The 17870-nt window shown below is 42.1% G+C and carries 13 protein-coding genes; 12 read left to right on the forward strand and 1 reads right to left on the reverse strand.

Annotated elements, in window-relative coordinates:
• The first annotated feature begins 88 nt into the window (after positions 1-88).
• From CXF81_RS13930 to prsR, 10 genes are all read left to right on the forward strand, one after another.
• Positions 89-2329: an ABC transporter permease subunit gene (locus CXF81_RS13930; RefSeq protein WP_101181946.1), complete on the forward strand. Its 2241-nt coding sequence runs from the start codon at positions 89-91 to the stop codon at positions 2327-2329.
• A complete protein-coding gene (gene pstA, locus CXF81_RS13935) occupies positions 2322-3857 on the forward strand; it encodes a phosphate ABC transporter permease PstA (RefSeq protein ID WP_101181947.1) in 1536 nt (511 codons plus the stop codon). The genes CXF81_RS13930 and pstA overlap by 8 nt, the downstream gene beginning before the upstream one ends.
• A 65-nt stretch (positions 3858-3922) precedes the next feature.
• Complete coding sequence (gene pstB / locus CXF81_RS13940; protein WP_101181948.1) at positions 3923-4729, forward strand: phosphate ABC transporter ATP-binding protein PstB; 807 nt, start codon at positions 3923-3925, stop codon at positions 4727-4729.
• A gap of 20 nt (positions 4730-4749) precedes the next feature.
• On the forward strand, positions 4750-5463 hold the full coding sequence (phoU, locus tag CXF81_RS13945; protein ID WP_101181949.1) for a phosphate signaling complex protein PhoU: 714 nt from the start codon (positions 4750-4752) through the stop codon (positions 5461-5463).
• Positions 5464-5671: 208 nt separating this feature from the next.
• Entirely contained in the window at positions 5672-6940 is a 1269-nt protein-coding gene (locus CXF81_RS13950; RefSeq protein WP_101181950.1) for an inorganic phosphate transporter, read from the forward strand.
• A gap of 25 nt (positions 6941-6965) precedes the next feature.
• Positions 6966-7877: a hydrogen peroxide-inducible genes activator gene (locus CXF81_RS13955; RefSeq protein ID WP_101181951.1), complete on the forward strand. Its 912-nt coding sequence runs from the start codon at positions 6966-6968 to the stop codon at positions 7875-7877.
• A gap of 233 nt (positions 7878-8110) precedes the next feature.
• The gene (locus tag CXF81_RS13960; RefSeq protein ID WP_101181952.1) at positions 8111-9928 is read left to right on the forward strand and encodes a choice-of-anchor I family protein; all 1818 of its coding nucleotides are present in this window, start codon (positions 8111-8113) and stop codon (positions 9926-9928) included.
• Positions 9929-10410: 482 nt separating this feature from the next.
• Complete coding sequence (locus CXF81_RS13970) at positions 10411-11535, forward strand: beta-ketoacyl-ACP synthase III (protein WP_101181954.1); 1125 nt, start codon at positions 10411-10413, stop codon at positions 11533-11535.
• A complete protein-coding gene (prsK, locus tag CXF81_RS13975) occupies positions 11535-13571 on the forward strand; it encodes an XrtA/PEP-CTERM system histidine kinase PrsK (protein WP_101181955.1) in 2037 nt (678 codons plus the stop codon). The genes CXF81_RS13970 and prsK overlap by 1 nt, the downstream gene beginning before the upstream one ends.
• 11 nt (positions 13572-13582) lie before the next feature.
• The gene (gene prsR / locus CXF81_RS13980; RefSeq protein WP_198556406.1) at positions 13583-14947 is read left to right on the forward strand and encodes a PEP-CTERM-box response regulator transcription factor; all 1365 of its coding nucleotides are present in this window, start codon (positions 13583-13585) and stop codon (positions 14945-14947) included.
• A 31-nt stretch (positions 14948-14978) separates the two neighbouring features.
• Here prsR and CXF81_RS13985 read toward each other — a convergent pair whose 3' ends face one another.
• Complete coding sequence (locus CXF81_RS13985) at positions 14979-15659, reverse strand: AAA family ATPase (protein ID WP_101181957.1); 681 nt, start codon at positions 15657-15659, stop codon at positions 14979-14981.
• A gap of 173 nt (positions 15660-15832) precedes the next feature.
• Here CXF81_RS13985 and CXF81_RS13990 point away from each other — a divergent pair, with 173 nt between their 5' ends.
• Together CXF81_RS13990 and CXF81_RS13995 are read left to right on the forward strand one after the other, a co-directional pair.
• Positions 15833-16582: a glutathione peroxidase gene (locus tag CXF81_RS13990; protein WP_101181958.1), complete on the forward strand. Its 750-nt coding sequence runs from the start codon at positions 15833-15835 to the stop codon at positions 16580-16582.
• Between the two features lie 169 nt (positions 16583-16751).
• Positions 16752-17870 (forward strand): carboxylesterase, encoded by a 1119-nt coding sequence (locus CXF81_RS13995; protein WP_101181959.1) that lies wholly within the window; start codon positions 16752-16754, stop codon positions 17868-17870.

The raw sequence follows: 17870 nt of genomic DNA on the forward strand, positions 1-17870 counted from the left end.
AATTTACCTTAACTATTGATTTGTCTTGAGTATAGTGCTTTAGTAGACTGAAGTCATTCCGTGTTTTCTACCCAATTTAATATTCCAAATGAACCAGCAACAACAACAAGAATTTAACACTCGCAGATTTCGCAAAGACTGGATAACGCGCAAAGTCGTGACGGGTTTCGGTTGGCTGGTATTAGCCACTTTTTTATTGATCATTTGGCATATTTTTAGCAACGCCTTCCCTCTATTTAAATCACCTAGTTTGGAATTGAAGCGTACTTCACTGCTTGCACGAACAACTCAATTGTCGGGTATAGTAGAGCTCAGTTCAGGTACTCATTATGTGGGTGTGGATAAATGCGACCTCACTTTGCTAAATAAAAAACGCTTGGATAATGAGCAGGTTGGTTTTAGCGAAACGAAGCGCTTTCCGTTTTCTTGCCAACATAAAATTCTTTTTCCTGAAAAAGGTGATTTAACCTATGTAGGTGTGATTACCCCAAATCATTTATTTGAGCTGTACAAGTTATCTTATGAAAAACAGCAATATAGCCTGATACTCGAAAGTTCTATTGGGATAAATGCAGAAATGAGTAATCGTTACAAAGTGCCTGACAGCGTTGCGTCCGAGCATGTTTTAGCTGACCACGAGCTATCTGACCACGAGCTATCTGACCACGAGCTATCTGACCAAGATCTATCTGATAAAAAACAGGCATGGCAGTTTTCAAAATCTGGCAATTTTGTGATGTTAACTCAGCTTCAGAACTCACGCCTTAGCACCTACTGGTTTGATAAAAAACAGCCAGCCGCGTTTCAACATTATGTATATGAAGGTATCGAACAATATCAAGCCATACCCAGGTCAAGGCAACTGCTAATAATATCGAAGAATATTATGTCGCTGGTGGACACGACAAATAAGGTAATTGATCGACAGTTATTATCACGTGATGTGATGCGTATTTTTCTATCTCCAAGTCAGCGCTCTTTCTTCACTCAAGACCGACAACACGTTTTAAGTAAATGGATAATGCTGAACGAACAAGGAAATTTTGTTTTTCGCCACAACGAGGCGGATATTAGTGAATTAGATGGCCCTATTGAGCAAATGGCTTTTGATACTGATTCTAATGCCGCGGTGGTTGTTTCCAAAATCGGTGATATCGCGTTTCTAAATCGGATGACAAATGAAATTTTTAGAGCACAAGACTTAGGGCTACCAGGGACAGGCCTACAATGGTTCGGTGCTCGTCTTTATGTATTTGAAGGCAATAAAATGCACTCCCTCGAAATCCAAAATTTGCAAGGCATAACCACGCTAAAAAGTCTTTTTTCAGAAGTATGGTATGAGGGGTATGAACAACCAGCATACGTTTGGCAAACCAGCAGTGCTACCGAAAATTATGAAACTAAATTCAGTGTTGTGCCTTTGATTGTGGGCAGTTTAAAAGCGTCTTTTCTGGCTCTGTTTGTCGCCATCCCACTTGCTTTGGGTGCGGCCATATACACATCATATTTTGCTGACCCTGCTGTGCGTCAATACCTCAAACCTGCGATAGAAATGCTCGAAGCGGTGCCCTCAGTTGTGATTGGTTTTATTGCTGCGGTTTGGATGGTGCCAATAGCTGAAGAGTTCTTGCTGTCTGTCATTTTATTTATTGTGTCTCTTCCTATATTGCTGGTTACTGCAGCATTGTTGCAATCACGAGTGGCAAGGGTGCTAGAAGATAAGTTTGACCGGCGCTGGGAAATTCTTGTTATTATTCTAGCAGTAGTGCTACTTGGTCTATTTTGTTTTTCTCTCAGCGACGTGTGGCGCTTTATGCTGCTTGGCAGCGCCGAGGTTGGCGAGCAAAAAGACAATATACTGAATATCTCGAAAACCACGATTGTGGTTGCCATTGCATTGGGTGTGGCTATTTCACCGAGTATCTATTCGTTGGCTGAAGATGCATTGTTCGAAGTGCCTGAAAGTATTAAACAAGCCTCGTTTGCGTTGGGGGCAAGCAAATTACAAACGCTGCGCCGAGTCATTATTGCTGTTGCAATGCCCAGTATTCTTTCCGCTGTAATGTTGGGTTTTGGTCGCGCATTCGGTGAAACTATGATTGTGCTGATGGTCACCGGTAATACGCCTATCAGTGATTGGAATATTCTTGAAGGTTTACGCTCAATGACAGCTAACTTAGCAATAGAACTGCAAGAATCAAATGTCAACAGCAGCCATTTTAATACCTTATTTTTAACCGCAAGTATTTTGTTTATCTTTACTTTTATTGTTAATACCGCGGCTGAAATTTTGCGCAACCGTTTGCGCAAGGTATATACAGATGCGTAAATTTAGCGGCGCTGAAAAACAAACGATTTCTAGCTTTGCGAGCGGCCTAAGTGCGGCAATTTTGCTAATTGTGTTAATTAGCTTAGTGTTATTTATTATGCTAAAAGGCTCAGTTTATTTTTGGCCATCACAGGTTTTTAAAGTCATTACCTATGATACACCAAATAGCGAAGTTAGCGCGTTTGTGCCCAGTTCCGTTAATATTGACGAGTTTAATCAGGCATTAAGCAATAAACTCAATGCGCAGTTTTCTAATTCAACCTTACCTATGCCGCTCATGGTTGTTGAACAAGTCGATGCTGTTTATCAGATAAGTTTGTATTCGGGCGCTATTCAGTACGGCACGTTTCAACAGATTAATACGCCTAATAGCGAACGTTATCAACTTGCAGAGTTGAGTGATGTAGTCGCTGATGTGGCCATTTTTCAAAATCAATTGCACGATATTCAAACTAATTATTTGACAGTACTGCATCGTAAAATCGCACTATTGAATCAATCCGGAGTCGGTGAGGAAGCACCAGCGCGGTTGAAAGAATTAGAGCAGTTTACTTACTGGCAGCAAAAAGCCGAAGCCTTACGTCAAAAATTAACTTCTTATCACCTTATTTTTATTGACGCGTCAGGCCAACCTTTTGATGTTCTGGTGAAAGATATTCACCATCTTTTCCAACCGAATGTGATGAGTCTGTTTGATAAGTTTTCATATAGTGGTAATAAAATAATAGAATTTGTTTCAGAATCTCCCAAACAAGCATCCACCAGTGGTGGTGTTTTTCCAGCGTTGTTTGGTACTGTGCTAATGGTTTTATTAATGGCTGTTATTGTCGCGCCGTTTGGCGCCATGGCAGCTATTTATTTGCACGAATATGCGCCCAATAATATGACAACATCGGTGATCCGGATTTGCGTCAGTAATATGGCCGGTGTACCGAGCGTTGTGTATGGCGTATTTGGCCTCGGTTTTTTCGTGTATACCTTAGGCGGCTCTATCGACTCACTGTTATTTAGTGATGCCTTGCCATCGCCTACATTTGGCACTCCTGGTTTGTTTTGGGCTGCATTGACCATGGCATTATTAACCCTGCCGGTGGTCATTGTTTCTACCGAGGAGGGCCTGCGACGGGTCCCAGAAGGGTTGCGAGCAGGTAGTTATGCGTTGGGCGCAACAAAAGCCGAAACTATTTGGAAAACAGTACTCCCGGTTGCTAGCCCCGGTATAATGACCGGTGTTATTTTAGCTATAGCTCGCGCGGCTGGTGAGGTTGCTCCCTTAATACTTGTGGGTGCGGTAAAGTTTGCGCCTAGTCTGCCAGTGGATGGTGAATTTCCGTTTTTACATTTAGAGCGTCAGTTTATGCATTTAGGCGTGTTCATTTATGACGGCGCATTTCATAATCAAACAAACACGCAAGGCTCTTCAATGATGTTTGCGAGTTGCATGCTGTTACTGATAATCGTTTTCATCTTAAATTTATTTGCTATTATCGTGCGCAACAAATTGCGCGACCGATATGTACGCATTTAGTCCTCAAGTTATTGCTAAAGCAGTGCTTGCAGTATAAATAGTTATAGGAATAGTAAACAACGCTTATGTTAAAGCTTTTTGAAACTGAAACTCTTTCGTTAGACAAACTCACCGATGAGCAGACGGCCATCAAGGTGAACGACTTCAGTGTGTGGTTGAATAACAGTCTTGTATTGAACAATATAAATATGCGCATTCCAAAAAATAAAATAACCGCAATGATTGGTCAAAGTGGTTGTGGGAAATCGACCTTGTTAAGCAGCTTCAACAGAATGAATGAACTTAACCAAAAGTATGCATTTAGTGGCGAAGTAGAGCTGGATGGTCGCGATATCTACAATAAGAAAGAAAACGTTGCCAAATTACGCACCAAAGTAGGTATGGTTTTCCAGCGCCCCAATCCATTCCCGATGAGTATTTATGAAAACGTGTGTTTTGGATTGCGTATTCAAGGTAAAACAGAGCGCAGAATGCTGGATGATATTGTTGAAACGTCATTGCGCAATGCGGCACTGTGGGACGAAGTTAAAGGCCGATTATTTGATTCAGCATTATTATTATCGGGTGGTCAGCAACAGCGCTTAGTTATCGCGCGAGCGCTCGCATTAAAACCTGAAATATTGTTACTCGATGAGCCAACGTCTGCGCTTGACCCATTAACAACCTTGCATATAGAAGAGCTTATTAATCAGCTCAAGAAGACCACTACAGTGGTTATCGTGACGCATAATATGCAACAGGCGGCTAGGGTATCGGATTATTCTGTTTTTCTGCATCAGGGCGAACTTATTGAATATTCAGACAGTGACTCGCTTTTTACTATGCCAGCTAAAAAGCAAACCGAAGACTATATAACCGGTCGTTATGGCTAGTTAAAGGAACGTAACAGTAGATGAAAAGACATTTAGAGTTAAATACGCACATATCAGGCAAGTTCAATCAAGAACTGGAGAACCTGACCAACTCTGTTTTAACCATGGGTGGCGAAGTCGAGCAACAGTTAATAAATACGATTACTGCTATTCGTGAAAACAATGCCAGTCTAGCTGAGCGAGTGTTACTAAACGACTTAAAGATTAATTCGATGGAAGTGCAGATAGATGATGAGTGCATGCGAATTATTGCTAAACGAAACCCAACAGCGAGTGATCTTAGATTAATAATGACGGTGTCTCGAGCAACTACTGACATCGAGCGTATTGGTGATGAGATATGCCGTATTGCCAAATTAGTGACCAAAGACAAATTACCTCCTTCTGACATTGTGTTAGGTGGTATGTTGATGATTGCTGAAAAGGTTGTGTTTATGATGCGTGGCACGTTCGATGCATTTGCGCGCCAGGATGAGAAGTCGGCAGTTGCGGTTTATGAGCAAGACGATGCAATTGATAAAAAACACAAAGAGTTGCTCAAACAAACCGCAAATGAGATGCAAAATGATCATACAGAAATGCAAAAATGGTTTGACGTGCTATGGGCAATACGTTCATTAGAGCGAATTGGTGATCGTTGTAAAAACTTGTGTGAATACATACTCTTCCTTACCTATGGAAAAGACGTTCGACATTCTTCAATGAAAAAAGTGGTTAAAAAATTAATGAAATAAGTTACCTCATCAATTTTTATACTTTTGAATGCTTGCGATCATTCTATCATGTTTGTACCATTGCGCCGTCTCATTAATGGATCGCAGCTATGATGTCAATGTGTCTCAACAGTTTTATCCAAGGACAAATTGCCCACAGGTCAGCCAGTACAGGGTTGATCACTACAAATTCAGCGGAAAAATACCCACCTCTAGGCTTTATTAATTTATGGATATAATCACGAGTTACGGTTTTCTGTTAGTCGTTATGGCTGCAGTCGTAGGTTTTTTCATGGCTTGGGGCATAGGTGCAAATGACGTTGCAAATGCAATGGGCACCTCAGTAGGTTCAAAAGCAATCACCCTCAAACAAGCTATTGTCATTGCAATGATTTTCGAATTTGCAGGAGCTTATCTAGCTGGCGGCGAAGTTACATCGACTATTCGCAAGGGTATTATAGATGTCTCATATTTTACTAATATTCCAGAATACTTAGTTCTGGGAATGATCGCCTCGTTGCTATCGGCTGGTATTTGGTTAGCGGTTGCGTCTTATTTTGGATGGCCGGTGTCGACTACGCATTCGATTATTGGTGCCATTATTGGCTTTACTGCCGTAGGTGTTAGTCCTGATGCTGTAGAATGGGCCAAAGTGGGTGGCATTGTTGCTAGCTGGGTCGTTACTCCTGCGATATCTGGTCTCATTGCGATACTTATTTACATGAGTGCTAAGAAACTTATTTTTGAGCGTTCGACACCCCTTATCTACGCAGTGAAATATGTTCCGATTTACATGGGTCTTGCCGGGTTCATTATGTCGCTAGTGACAATTAAGAAAGGTCTCAAGCACGTTGGCTTAGGCCTACCTGCCGAACAAGGCTATATGTTGGCAATTGCCATTGGCGTTGTTGTTGGTTTAATCGGTATGGTATTAATCCGCCGTCTACACGTTGAAAAAGCATTAACCACAGAAGAACAGACAGCCAGTGTTGAAAAGATATTTGCGATTTTAATGGTACTAACTGCCTGTTGTATGGCGTTCGCACATGGTTCGAACGATGTGGCAAACGCCATTGGGCCTTTGGCAGCGGTTGTTAGTGTGGTTAGTAATGACGGTGCTATATTAGATAACGCGGACCTCGCATGGTGGATACTTCCTCTAGGTGGCTTAGGTATCGTGGCAGGTTTAGCCTTATTCGGCCATCGCGTAATGAAAACGATCGGTCAAGGTATTACGCATTTAACCCCAAGCAAAGGTTTTGCAGCTGAACTAGCGGCTGCTACAACGGTCCTTATCGCATCTGGAACCGGCCTGCCTATTTCTACAACACAAACCTTAGTCGGTGCGGTTTTAGGTGTGGGTATTGTGCAGGGTGTAGCAGCACTTAATGGCAAGGTGATCCGTAGCATCATTATTTCCTGGATAGTAACGCTTCCTGCTGGTGCATCATTATCTATCATTTTCTTCTTTATTTTAACATTCGCATTTGGTGTATAGTTTTTAGTTGGTATAGACTACTCAAATGAAACTACCCAATTTAAAACACCTATATTATCTAACGGTGCTGCACAAAGAGCAGCACTTTCATCGTGCTGCTGAGAAATGTAACGTTAGTCAGTCAACCTTAAGCGCTGCGGTACAAAATCTTGAAGACGGCATTGGTCAGCAATTGCTAGAGCGAGAACACAAAAACTTCATTTTTACCGATTTTGGTGAAGCGCTGGTCGAAAAAAGTAAACTCTTACTCAGCCAAACGCATGAATGGATCGAATTTGCAGAGTCCGCGGGTGATTGGAAGTCAGGCACGCTCAGATTAGGTGTCATCCCCACCATCGCACCCTTTCTATTTGAAGGCCTTATTCGAACAATTCATGCTAATTTACCTGATATCACACTGCAATTGCATGAAGATACTACGGATAACTTACTCGGCAGTCTGAATGATGGCGAACTCGATTTACTGATCCTTGCGCTACCAATGCAAACACCTGGTTGTCGTCAACTCATTTTAGGGCACGACCCATTTCATTTAATAGCGCACAAAAATAGCGCTAAAGACCTCAAAGTAGCGCCGCCGGTTGATTCGTTGCCCAAAGACAGTATCTTCCTATTACAAAAAGAACATTGTTTAACAGAGCATGCGGTGAGTGCTTGCGGTTTGAAACACAAAGAACAAGTCAGTTCATTGACTGCGAATAGTTTACATACCCTCGTAGCACTGGTTAATAGCGAAATGGGTTATACGTTTTTGCCTGAAATGGCATTGCAACAAAATATATTAAATGCCACAAATGTAGTTAGTTTGCCAGCAGAGGACAATGCCTTCCGAGACATTGGCCTAACTTGGCGCAATGGAACCACTCGTATTCAGCTCTTTCGGCATATTGGCAAAATTGTAGCGCCGCTACTTCCTCAACCTGTTGATATTTTTTAAACCAATAAAGCACATTATCGTCATGAAAGTGTCATGATGATTTGTCATGATGACTCGGGAATACAAGTGACAAACATGACTTATTAAGACAATTTGCGAAAAGCGTCTATTAAGCTCGTTTATCAGGCTCAGAGACCAAGATCACGAATGCAATCATGCTACGTTGTGATTGAACAGACAATCTGTTTAGTGGTATCGTCTTTTAATATAATAAAAATTTGAGGGAACAACAGATGTTACAATCAAAATTTAAGATTAGCCTATTAGCTATTGCTATGGGTTTTGTGCTGACCGGATGCGGATTAGACGGTGACGATGGAGACATCGGTGACATCGGTACTCAAGGTCCACAAGGCGATCCTGGTATTGATGGCGGCGATGGTAGCGGCGGTCAAGATGGCCAAGATGGCCAAGATGCGTCAGTCGGCGTTTCCTTGTCTTTGGTTGCTAGAGCATCCCTTGGCGCAGAAGGTGCAGCTGAAATTGTTCAATATCACAAAGCAACTCAAACTATTTATGCGACCAATTCAGCAACTAATAGCATTGCTATAATCTCTGCGGCATCAATAACATCCACAGAACTAAGCAATCCTATTAATTCAATTAATTTGACGACGTCATCTATTAACCTGCCCGCGACTGCAGGAACAGTGCCTTTAGGTGGTGTCACCAGCATTGCGATCTCGGGTAATTTATTGGCAGTAGCAATGTCTGCGGCAACGAAAACAGATAATGGCTTTATTCTTTTTTATAACGGCTTGGATAATAGTGCACCTGCGTTTTTGGACAGTATTGAAGTAGGCGCATTGCCGGACTCTATTGCATTCACACCAGACGGTGGAAAGCTAGTTGTGGCGAATGAAGGCGAACCTAATGGCGACTATTCGATTGACCCTGAAGGTACACTATCAGTTATTGATATTCTTGCGAACGGCGAGCCAGAAGAAACAGCTCAAACAGTCACTTTTACAAGTCTTAATGGGACTCAAGCTGATTTAGAAGCGCAAGGTATGCACTTTCCTAATCCAAATGGCTCAACCATCAATGGTAACGCGATTACCATCACCGTAGCGCAAGACCTTGAGCCAGAATATGTTTCAACAACAAACAGTAAAGCCTACATCACTTTGCAAGAAAACAATGGTTTAGCAATATTAGATCTCGAAGACCTATCTGTACAGGTCATCGGTTTGGGTAGTAAGAACTGGTCTGGCTTAAACTTTGACGGCCAAGAAAACGGTGCGGTTAGTTTTGCGAAATACGAAGGCTTGAATGGCGTTTACATGCCAGACACCATCTCTAATTACGAGTGGAAAGGAGCTACCTTCTTAGTAACTGCGAACGAAGGCGATGCAAGAGAATATTTCTTTGATGTTGCTGACGAAGCTGCATGCACGGCAGCTATGGGACAGTCATACGACGCTGACGATGGTTGTTTGTCTTACTCAGATGAAGTTAAGTTAAAAGACCTAACGGCACAAGCAGGTTCTGCTTTAGAAACCTTGCAAATGGACGGCCGTTTGGACGATTTGCGCGTAACTAGCGTGTTAGGTGATACCGACGGTAATGGTGAATATGAATCAGCTTATACGTATGGTGCGCGCTCATTTACTATTTGGGATCAGAACGGTCTCGTTGTGTTTGATTCTGGTGATGACTTAGAACGTATTTCAGCGTCCATACACGGTGCCAAATTTAATAATGACAATGATGAGAACGCAGGCGACTCTCGTTCCGAAAATAAAGGTCCTGAGCCTGAAGCCTTAACGGTTGGAAAAGTAGGCGAACGTACCTACGCGTTTATCGGTACTGAAAGAATGAGTGGCATATTCGTTTATGATGTAACTAATCCGTTCGATGCGTTTTTTGCTGATTACGTGATCAACCGTGATTTAACAGAAGGCAGCACTGTCGATGACGTGATTGGTGATCTAGCGCCTGAAAGTATCTTATTTGTCGCGGGTGAAGACAGCGCAACAGGTGAAGCTTTGATTATCGTGGGTAATGAAGTTAGCGGCACGGTGAGTGTTTATCAAGTTACACCAAACTAGATAAGACACGCTACAAAAGCAAAAAGAGCTAAAAAGAAGCGCAACCTGTTAACAAGGGTTTGCGCTTTTTTGTCTTTGTAGGGTAAGCATTCCTCCCAAGCGTTCCTCCCAAGTTTTTCTCCCGAGCTTTCTTCCCAAGTTCTTCTCCCGAGCTTTCTTCCCAAGCTTTCCTCCCGGGCATTCCTCCTAAGCATTCCTCCTAAGCATTCCTCCCAAGCTTTCCTCCCGAGCTTTCTGCTAGAAAGTGTCAATCGGCAGGACGCCGATTGCCAAGCGCCACATGGATGTGCTTGAGCGACTTTCTAGTGGAAAGCTCGGGAGGAAAGATTGGGAGGGATCTTCGGGAGAAGAGCTTGCTTTTGTTGATGCCTAAATAGAATGCTGGCGTTGTATTCAATTTAGTTTATGCAATAATGACAAAAATGTAATAAAGCGCTAAGATTACGCAAAAAATAAAAGCGCAAAAATAAAAGGCAGAACACATGACACAGCAAGTCGTTATGAGTGGTACCGGACTGTGGACACCGAAACACAGCATTACCAATGAAGAGCTTATTAATAGTTATAATGATTATTCAGATAAGTTTAATGCGCAAAACGCTGCTAAAATAGCAACGGGTGAGATTGAGGCAAAGCCTCATTCAAGTGCTGAATTTGTTGAAAAAGCGTCGGGTATTAAAAGCCGTTATATTTATGAAAAAGAAGGGGTTCTTGATATCAATCGGATGCGCCCTATTATCGCAGAGCGTAATGACGATCAAATTTCAAATCAAGCTGAAATTGCTGTTGCTGCGGCTAGAAAGGCAATGAAAGCGGCTAACAAGACGGCGGATGATATTGATGCCGTTATTGTGTCTTGTGCATACGTGCAGCGCTCATATCCTGCAATTGCTATTGAAGTGCAAGCGGAGTTGGGAATTAAGGGCTTTGGTTTTGATATGCTAGTAGCTTGTTCTGCGGCAACCTTTGGCATGCACCGCGCTTATGAAATGATAAAAGCGCAGACGGCTAAAACAGTGTTAGTGATTAATCCTGAATTAGTTTCACCTCAAGTCAACTATACCGATCGCGACAGCCATTTTATTTTTGGTGATGTTGCTACAGCCATCGTTATTGAAGGCGAAGATACAGTGACCTGTGATAACGCATTCAATGTACTATCAACCAAGGCTTTTACCCAGTTTTCTAGCAACATCCGCTCCAACCATGGTTATTTAAACCGGGCCAACGACACTGACCCTTATGGTGCAGATAAGTTGTTTCGTCAAGAGGGCCGTAAAGTATTTAAAGATGTCTGTCCATTAGCTGCCGAGCATATTAGAGCGCATCTAGCTAAACACGATTTAGTGCCTAAAGATCTAAAGCGCTGGTGGTTACATCAAGCTAACATCAATATGAATACGCTGATAAGTAAGCGGTTGTTGGGCAGGGTAGCAACGCTTGAAGAAGCACCCATTGTGCTCGACCGTTATGCCAATACTGCTTCTGCGGGCTCAGTTATTGCGTTTAATCTTTACAATAAAGACTTAGTCAAAGGCGACTTCGGTATCCTTTGTTCTTTTGGCGCCGGCTATTCAATTGGTAGCTTGTTGGTACAAAAACGCTAATGTTCTCCGACTTAGGATATGCAATTGCGGCGCTAGGCTACTTTGCACTGTTATTATTACTTTTTACAGGACGTAAATCAGGTATTGCTAAATACCTCTTGGTAGCGGCAGCGTTGACCACTTGTTTGTGGGCTGTGAGTAATATCAGCTTGCTGGGTTGGCAAAGCCACATTAGTGACTTTTTTATTGCTGATGCTATTCGTCAGTGGGTGTGGGTGTTATTTCTCGCCTCTTGTTTACGCTCTGATTTCAGCTCATTTAAAGAAATTATTGTTCGCCCCATTACCCTATCATTATTAGTGTTGCCGTCGGTAGCCATTATTACTGGCGCAACGTCAACAGTGCCCTACCTTTGGCAATATTCACTGCATACCTTAATTGCATTGCAAATGCTCATCGTGTTGGAGTTAGTATATCGACAGGCTGGTGAACAAAAATGGGCTTACAAACCATTAGTGCTGTACTTAGGTGCCTTGAGTTTATTTGATTTTGTGACATATGCAAACGCCACTATGATTAACCAAATTGGCGAAAGTTATGTGTATGTCAGAGGTTATATATACGTAGCACTCCTGCCATTTTTGATCCTTGCTATTCGTCGTATCAGTTATTGGGGTGTTGCGATTTTTGTAAGTCGAGATGTCGTGCTGAATAGCACCTTGCTGTTGGTTGCAGGGGGCTATTTGTTTTTGATGGCTTTGGTTGGTTATTTGGTCAAGTTTTTGGGTGGCTCTTGGAGTTATCCTGTGCAGTTTATACTTGTTGGTGTATCGCTAATTTTGTTAGTCAGCTTATTTTTATCACATAATTTTCGTACTAAAATTAAGGTCTTTATCACTAAGCATTTCTACGCCAATCAGTTTGACTACAGGGTTGAATGGGTGAAGCTAACTGAGGTTTTAAGTGAACAACAAGAGAGCCTGCACAACGTTTATCAAACCTCTCTCAACGGCATGCTGCAAGCGGTTGAATACGAAAGTGGCGTGTTACTTAAATTGAATAAAAATGGTTGGCAACAAGTCGCAAAGATCAACGTCGGAACGGAGCGTGAATATGAGTTAGTGAAAATGGCGCCACTGCAGTCCTTTTTTGATCAAAAAGCGTGGATAATTGATATTGGAGAGTTGCGAGTCAAACCTCACCAATACGAAGAACTTAGCGATAAAAGCTATTTCATGGACACATTTGATTACCAGCTTATTGTTCCCATTTTTAGGCAGGAAAAATTATGGGGAATGGCGCTACTGGATGCAGAAAGGGAACATGTAAAGTCACTGAACTGGGAACTAAGGGATTATATTAATGCAGTAACGGCTCAGGTCTCTAACTATATTTTTCAGTTTGAAGGAGCCCAAGCATTGGCTGAAAATGCACAATTTGCAGCTTTTAGCCGCATGTCAGCTTTCGTATTACATGATCTAAAAAATGTAATGGCGCAAATTGACCTGATCCTCGCCAATGCTAAGCAACATAAATCTAATCCTGAATTTATTGATGATACGTTTGAGACACTTGAGCACACTAAGAGCCGAATGGACAATATGCTTAAGCAATTAACCGAAAAGAAAACCACACAGGGTCAGCGTCATCTGCAAACCGACATTGCTGGCATTTTACACAGTGTGGTTGATCAACGTTGTCAAAGCTTTTTGCCTTTGCCGATAGTAGATAGCGAGTCTTCACTACTAGTGCAAATAGATGCCGAAAAATTTGCTAATGTCATGTATCATCTTATCAGTAATGCGCAGCAGGCAACGAAAGATGATGGTAGTGTTGTTATTAATGCCTCAAAGACGAATATGAACGGTCACCACTATATTGTGGTTAAGATTATTGATACAGGCGAGGGGATGTCTGCGGAGTTTATTGAAACCCGGCTATTTAAACCTTTTGATACCACAAAAGGGAATGCAGGAATGGGCATCGGCGCATATGATGCTAAGAATTATATCGAAGAAATGGACGGTATCATTACTGTTGAAAGTGAAATTGACCAAGGAACGGTATTTACATTAAGTATACCCGTGACGGACTAATACAAGGGGCGATGATGGACAAAGTACTAGTAGTAGATGATGACCTAGGCATTCAAAAACAACTCAAATGGGCATTATCTGAATTTGATACGGTTTTTGCGGCAGACCGCAGCTCAGCAATCGCTCAGCTTAGACGATTTGAACCTGCCGTTGTTACACTTGACTTAGGCTTACCCCCAGATCCCGCTAATGCCTCTGAAGGCTTAAAAACCTTACAGGAAATTATGATATTATCACCACGCACAAAAGTGATTGTGGTGACGGGCAATAATGAAAAAGAAAATGCGCTCAAAGCGATCAGTATGGGTGCCTACGATTTTTATCAAAAACCCATTGATTCCGACACTATCAACATCCTTATTAAGCGTGCGTTAAACTTAGCTGAACTAGAGAATGAAAACCGGCTGTTATCGCTGTCTACCCCTTCTATGGGAAGAATTATGGGCAATAGTGAGGCGATTCAAGCTATTAGCCGCAAAGCTGAGAAAATAGCGCTGACGGATATTACTGCCCTATTATTAGGTGAAAGTGGCACCGGTAAGGAAGTATTTGCAAGAAGTATCCATGAGCATAGCACTCGCAAAACACAACCTTTTGTTGCGATTAACTGTGCCTCAATTCCTGAGAACTTACTTGAAAGTGAGTTGTTTGGATACGAAAAAGGTGCATTTACCGGCGCGAATAAGACAACTCTAGGGAAGATTGAAACAGCGCAAGGAGGCACTTTATTTTTAGATGAAATTGGTGATATGCCTTTAGGCTTGCAAGCCAAAATGCTGCGTTTCTTGCAAGAGCGAGTAATAGAGCGAGTAGGCGGAAGAAATGAGATACCAGTGGATATTCGAGTTGTCTGCGCAACGCATCGTGATCTACAAAATATGGTTAAAGAAGAAACCTTCCGTGAAGATCTGTTTTATCGGGTAGGAGAAATTATTATTTCAATCCCACCGCTGCGTGACCGTGATGACGATGTGGTGTTATTGGCAAAAATCTTCTTGAATCAATATAAAGAAGAATATGGTGCCAAAACCAATGGCTTTAGTAGTGAGGCCATTGAGGCGATGTTAAGGTATTCTTGGCCTGGCAACATTCGTGAGTTACAAAATAAATTAAAATCAGCAGTTGTGTTGGCAGAGGGCACTGTGATTAACGCTGATGATCTGGGTCTGATTGCAAAGGTAAAAGAATCAGAACCCATGGTGCTGAACTTGCGTGAAGTGCGCGAGCAAGCTGAAAGTAAAGCCATCAGACGAGCCTATCATCAGTCAGAACAGAACATTTCTAAAACAGCTGAGTTGCTTGGAGTGACAAGACCGACGCTTTATTCATTGATTGATAAATATCACTTAGAGGACTTAAAAACTAATACGCAGTGAGTGCATAAACACACACTGTGCTTACAAGGCCCTATGCATAGTGCACGCTGAACTCCGGTGATTGTGCACTATGCTGCTGAATAACAGCAGAAAACAGCTTGCGTAGCTCGTTTGCCGCCTTACCCTTCGGCTCACTCTCTATGACAGATAATCCCGATTCCTCGCTATCATCGTAAATATGACGTTCATGCAAAATATCGGCTGCAATAGGAATGTCATATAAACTTGCGGTTTGCTTTGCAACGGCAATACGCGATTGTTGCGCAGGTTGCGATGGACATTGGGTAAATACAATATGGACCTGTAATTGTTGATTCACCATTTTGCAAGTGTTGACCATTTCATCTAAATGAACAAGCGTTTTTAAGTCTCGACGCTTTGGGCGCATGGGTAACAGCGCAACGTCAGCTGTCGAGAGGCTTGAACGCAAAGCCAATAAATCTTGTGCACCACAATCAACAATCACAAACTGATATTGGCTGTTGTAACCCAACAAATGATTCCGAATCTTGCCATTAAGTTGCACGCAATCAATTGGTAGCGCATTCAGATTGTTGTTTCTCAACTTGATCCAATCAGCGGTTGTTCCTTGTTTATCACAGTCAACCAGCAGCACAGTTGCCACTTTGTCTATTGCCAGATAAGTAGCAAGGTTCTGCGCTATGCAGCTTTTACCACTGCCACCCTTCTCACCACCGACTAAAATTATCATAGTTCACCCTTTTAAATTGGTATAAAGATTAATAAGTTACCAACTAGCCTAATTCTACTATGCGAAATTGTATGTGCGATATCACTTAATAAAAGTTACTCTTATACTGACATTATTGCGAATATCTATTAATATTTACGCATGTAACTCAATACCCTAAATAGAGGATTAAAATGGCTCAACCAACAAGTTTACCAAATCATGAAGGCAAGCAAGTCCCCGACGTAACTTGGCCAATGAGGAGTGGAGATGACTGGAGTAAAATGTCGTCAAAAAAACTCTTTGCAGGTAAAAAGGTCGTGTTATTTTCGCTGCCGGGTGCGTTTACCCCGACATGTTCATCTACTCATCTGCCACGTTACAATCAATTGGCTAGCACCTTCAAGAAGTTAGGTGTGGATGAAGTTTGTTGTATGGCAGTTAATGATACATTCGTTATGAATGCATGGTTGGCAGATCAAGAAGCTGAAAATATTACGGTTATTCCTGATGGCAATGGTGAATTTACTGCCGGTATGGAAATGCTGGTGGATAAAAGTGAAATTGGTTTTGGCAAAAGAAGCTGGCGTTATTCGATGTTAGTAAATGATGGCATAGTAGAAAAGATGTTCATCGAACCTAATGTACCAGGCGACCCGTTTGAAGTGTCTGATGCCGATACGATGCTTGCTTACTTAGCGCCGGGAACCAAAGCGCCGCAGGACGTATCATTGTTTACCAAGCCGAACTGTCCGTTCTGTGAAAAAGCGAAAACCTTGCTCAAAGATGCAGGCTACGAATATGAAGAAATTATATTAGGCACACAAGCCACTTTAGCTTCATTAAAGGCTGTTTCTGGTTACGATACCGTTCCACAAGTATTTATTGGCGGTAAACGAATTGGCGGAAGTGACGAACTGGAAGCTTATCTTCAAGGTGTATAACTAAATCAAATCATAAGAAATACATAGAGTACAAAGGCACATGTTGAAAAACAGTGCCTTTTTTGTTTTTGCAAAGCATAAAATGCCGTAGACTCCGTATCGCACTAAATAAAAAACATTAAATAAAAACCCTTGGTAAACGGCGCTTCAGTTAAAGGAACGAAAATTGATGGACGGTGGAATCGCTAAAATTGCTGTATTTAAACGTTTTAAAACCAGAGCCCTAGTCTCCTTTATGCTGCTTTGCGTATGGTCAGTTCAAGGTCAACAACTTGAATCAAATCGACTGGCTTTACCCCTGCAACTTTTTGAGGACTTTTCTACACTATATGAAGCTGAATTAGGCAGTGTTAGATCTTGTGAAGACAATATCGGATTGTATGAATACAAAGTGTGTTCCAAAGCACTTAGAAATGAGGGCAATTCACCTTTCATTTTATATTCTAAGGGGCGCTCTGGCGCAAAAGGTAAAAGACAAATAGCACCTATTGTTGTGTTATTCCATGGCTTATCAGACTCGCCTTTTTTTATTCGATCTGTAGCAGAACACCTCAACAACGAAGGGTTCACTGTAGTTGCACCGCTGCTGCCAGGGAATGGAAAACGCAATGCGGCGAGTGATATGCGCGATCCTAATTTGCAGCAACGTTGGTATTCGCATGTTGACAGTATCATGAGCCTTGTGCGTCCGTATTCAGAAAAAACCTACATTGGAGGCTTTTCAACGGGCGCTACGTTTGCTACTAGGTATCTATTGCTGCACCCAGAGGAAATTGATGGTTTGTTGTTGTTCTCTGCGGCCCTAGCCTTGTCCGATAGTGCAGAAAATTTAGCTAAAATCTGGGGTATGAAGTGGATTGCAAAAATAGTTGATGGTGATTTTGTTAGTACGGGAGCAAACCCTTATCGTTACCCAGAGGTTGCCGGTTATGCCGCGTTGACAATTGCCGATGTTATTTTTGAGGTCCGCGATTTAGTATTACAAACAACAGTTTCAAAGCCTATTTTTGTCGCGCATTCACTGGCCGACATTACCGCTCCCTACTATGGTGTTGAGGACTTACTTGCAAGGATCGAAGGTAACCATCAAGTGCTAACCATTGCTGAGTCATACGACACCTGCCACCAAGACTTGGTGATGAGCAGCATTATGATGGTGGGTCTCAAAATAGATAAAACGCAACTTAACATCAGCGAGCGTTGTGCGGTCCCCAAACCTAACCCTTTATTTAAGAATATGATGGCAATGTTAGATTACTTTTTTGCTCAGCAGTTGCAAGGTAGTTAA

Origin of the sequence: Glaciecola sp. 33A (assembly GCF_002836745.1) — a bacterium.
Taxonomy (GTDB): domain Bacteria; phylum Pseudomonadota; class Gammaproteobacteria; order Enterobacterales; family Alteromonadaceae; genus Glaciecola.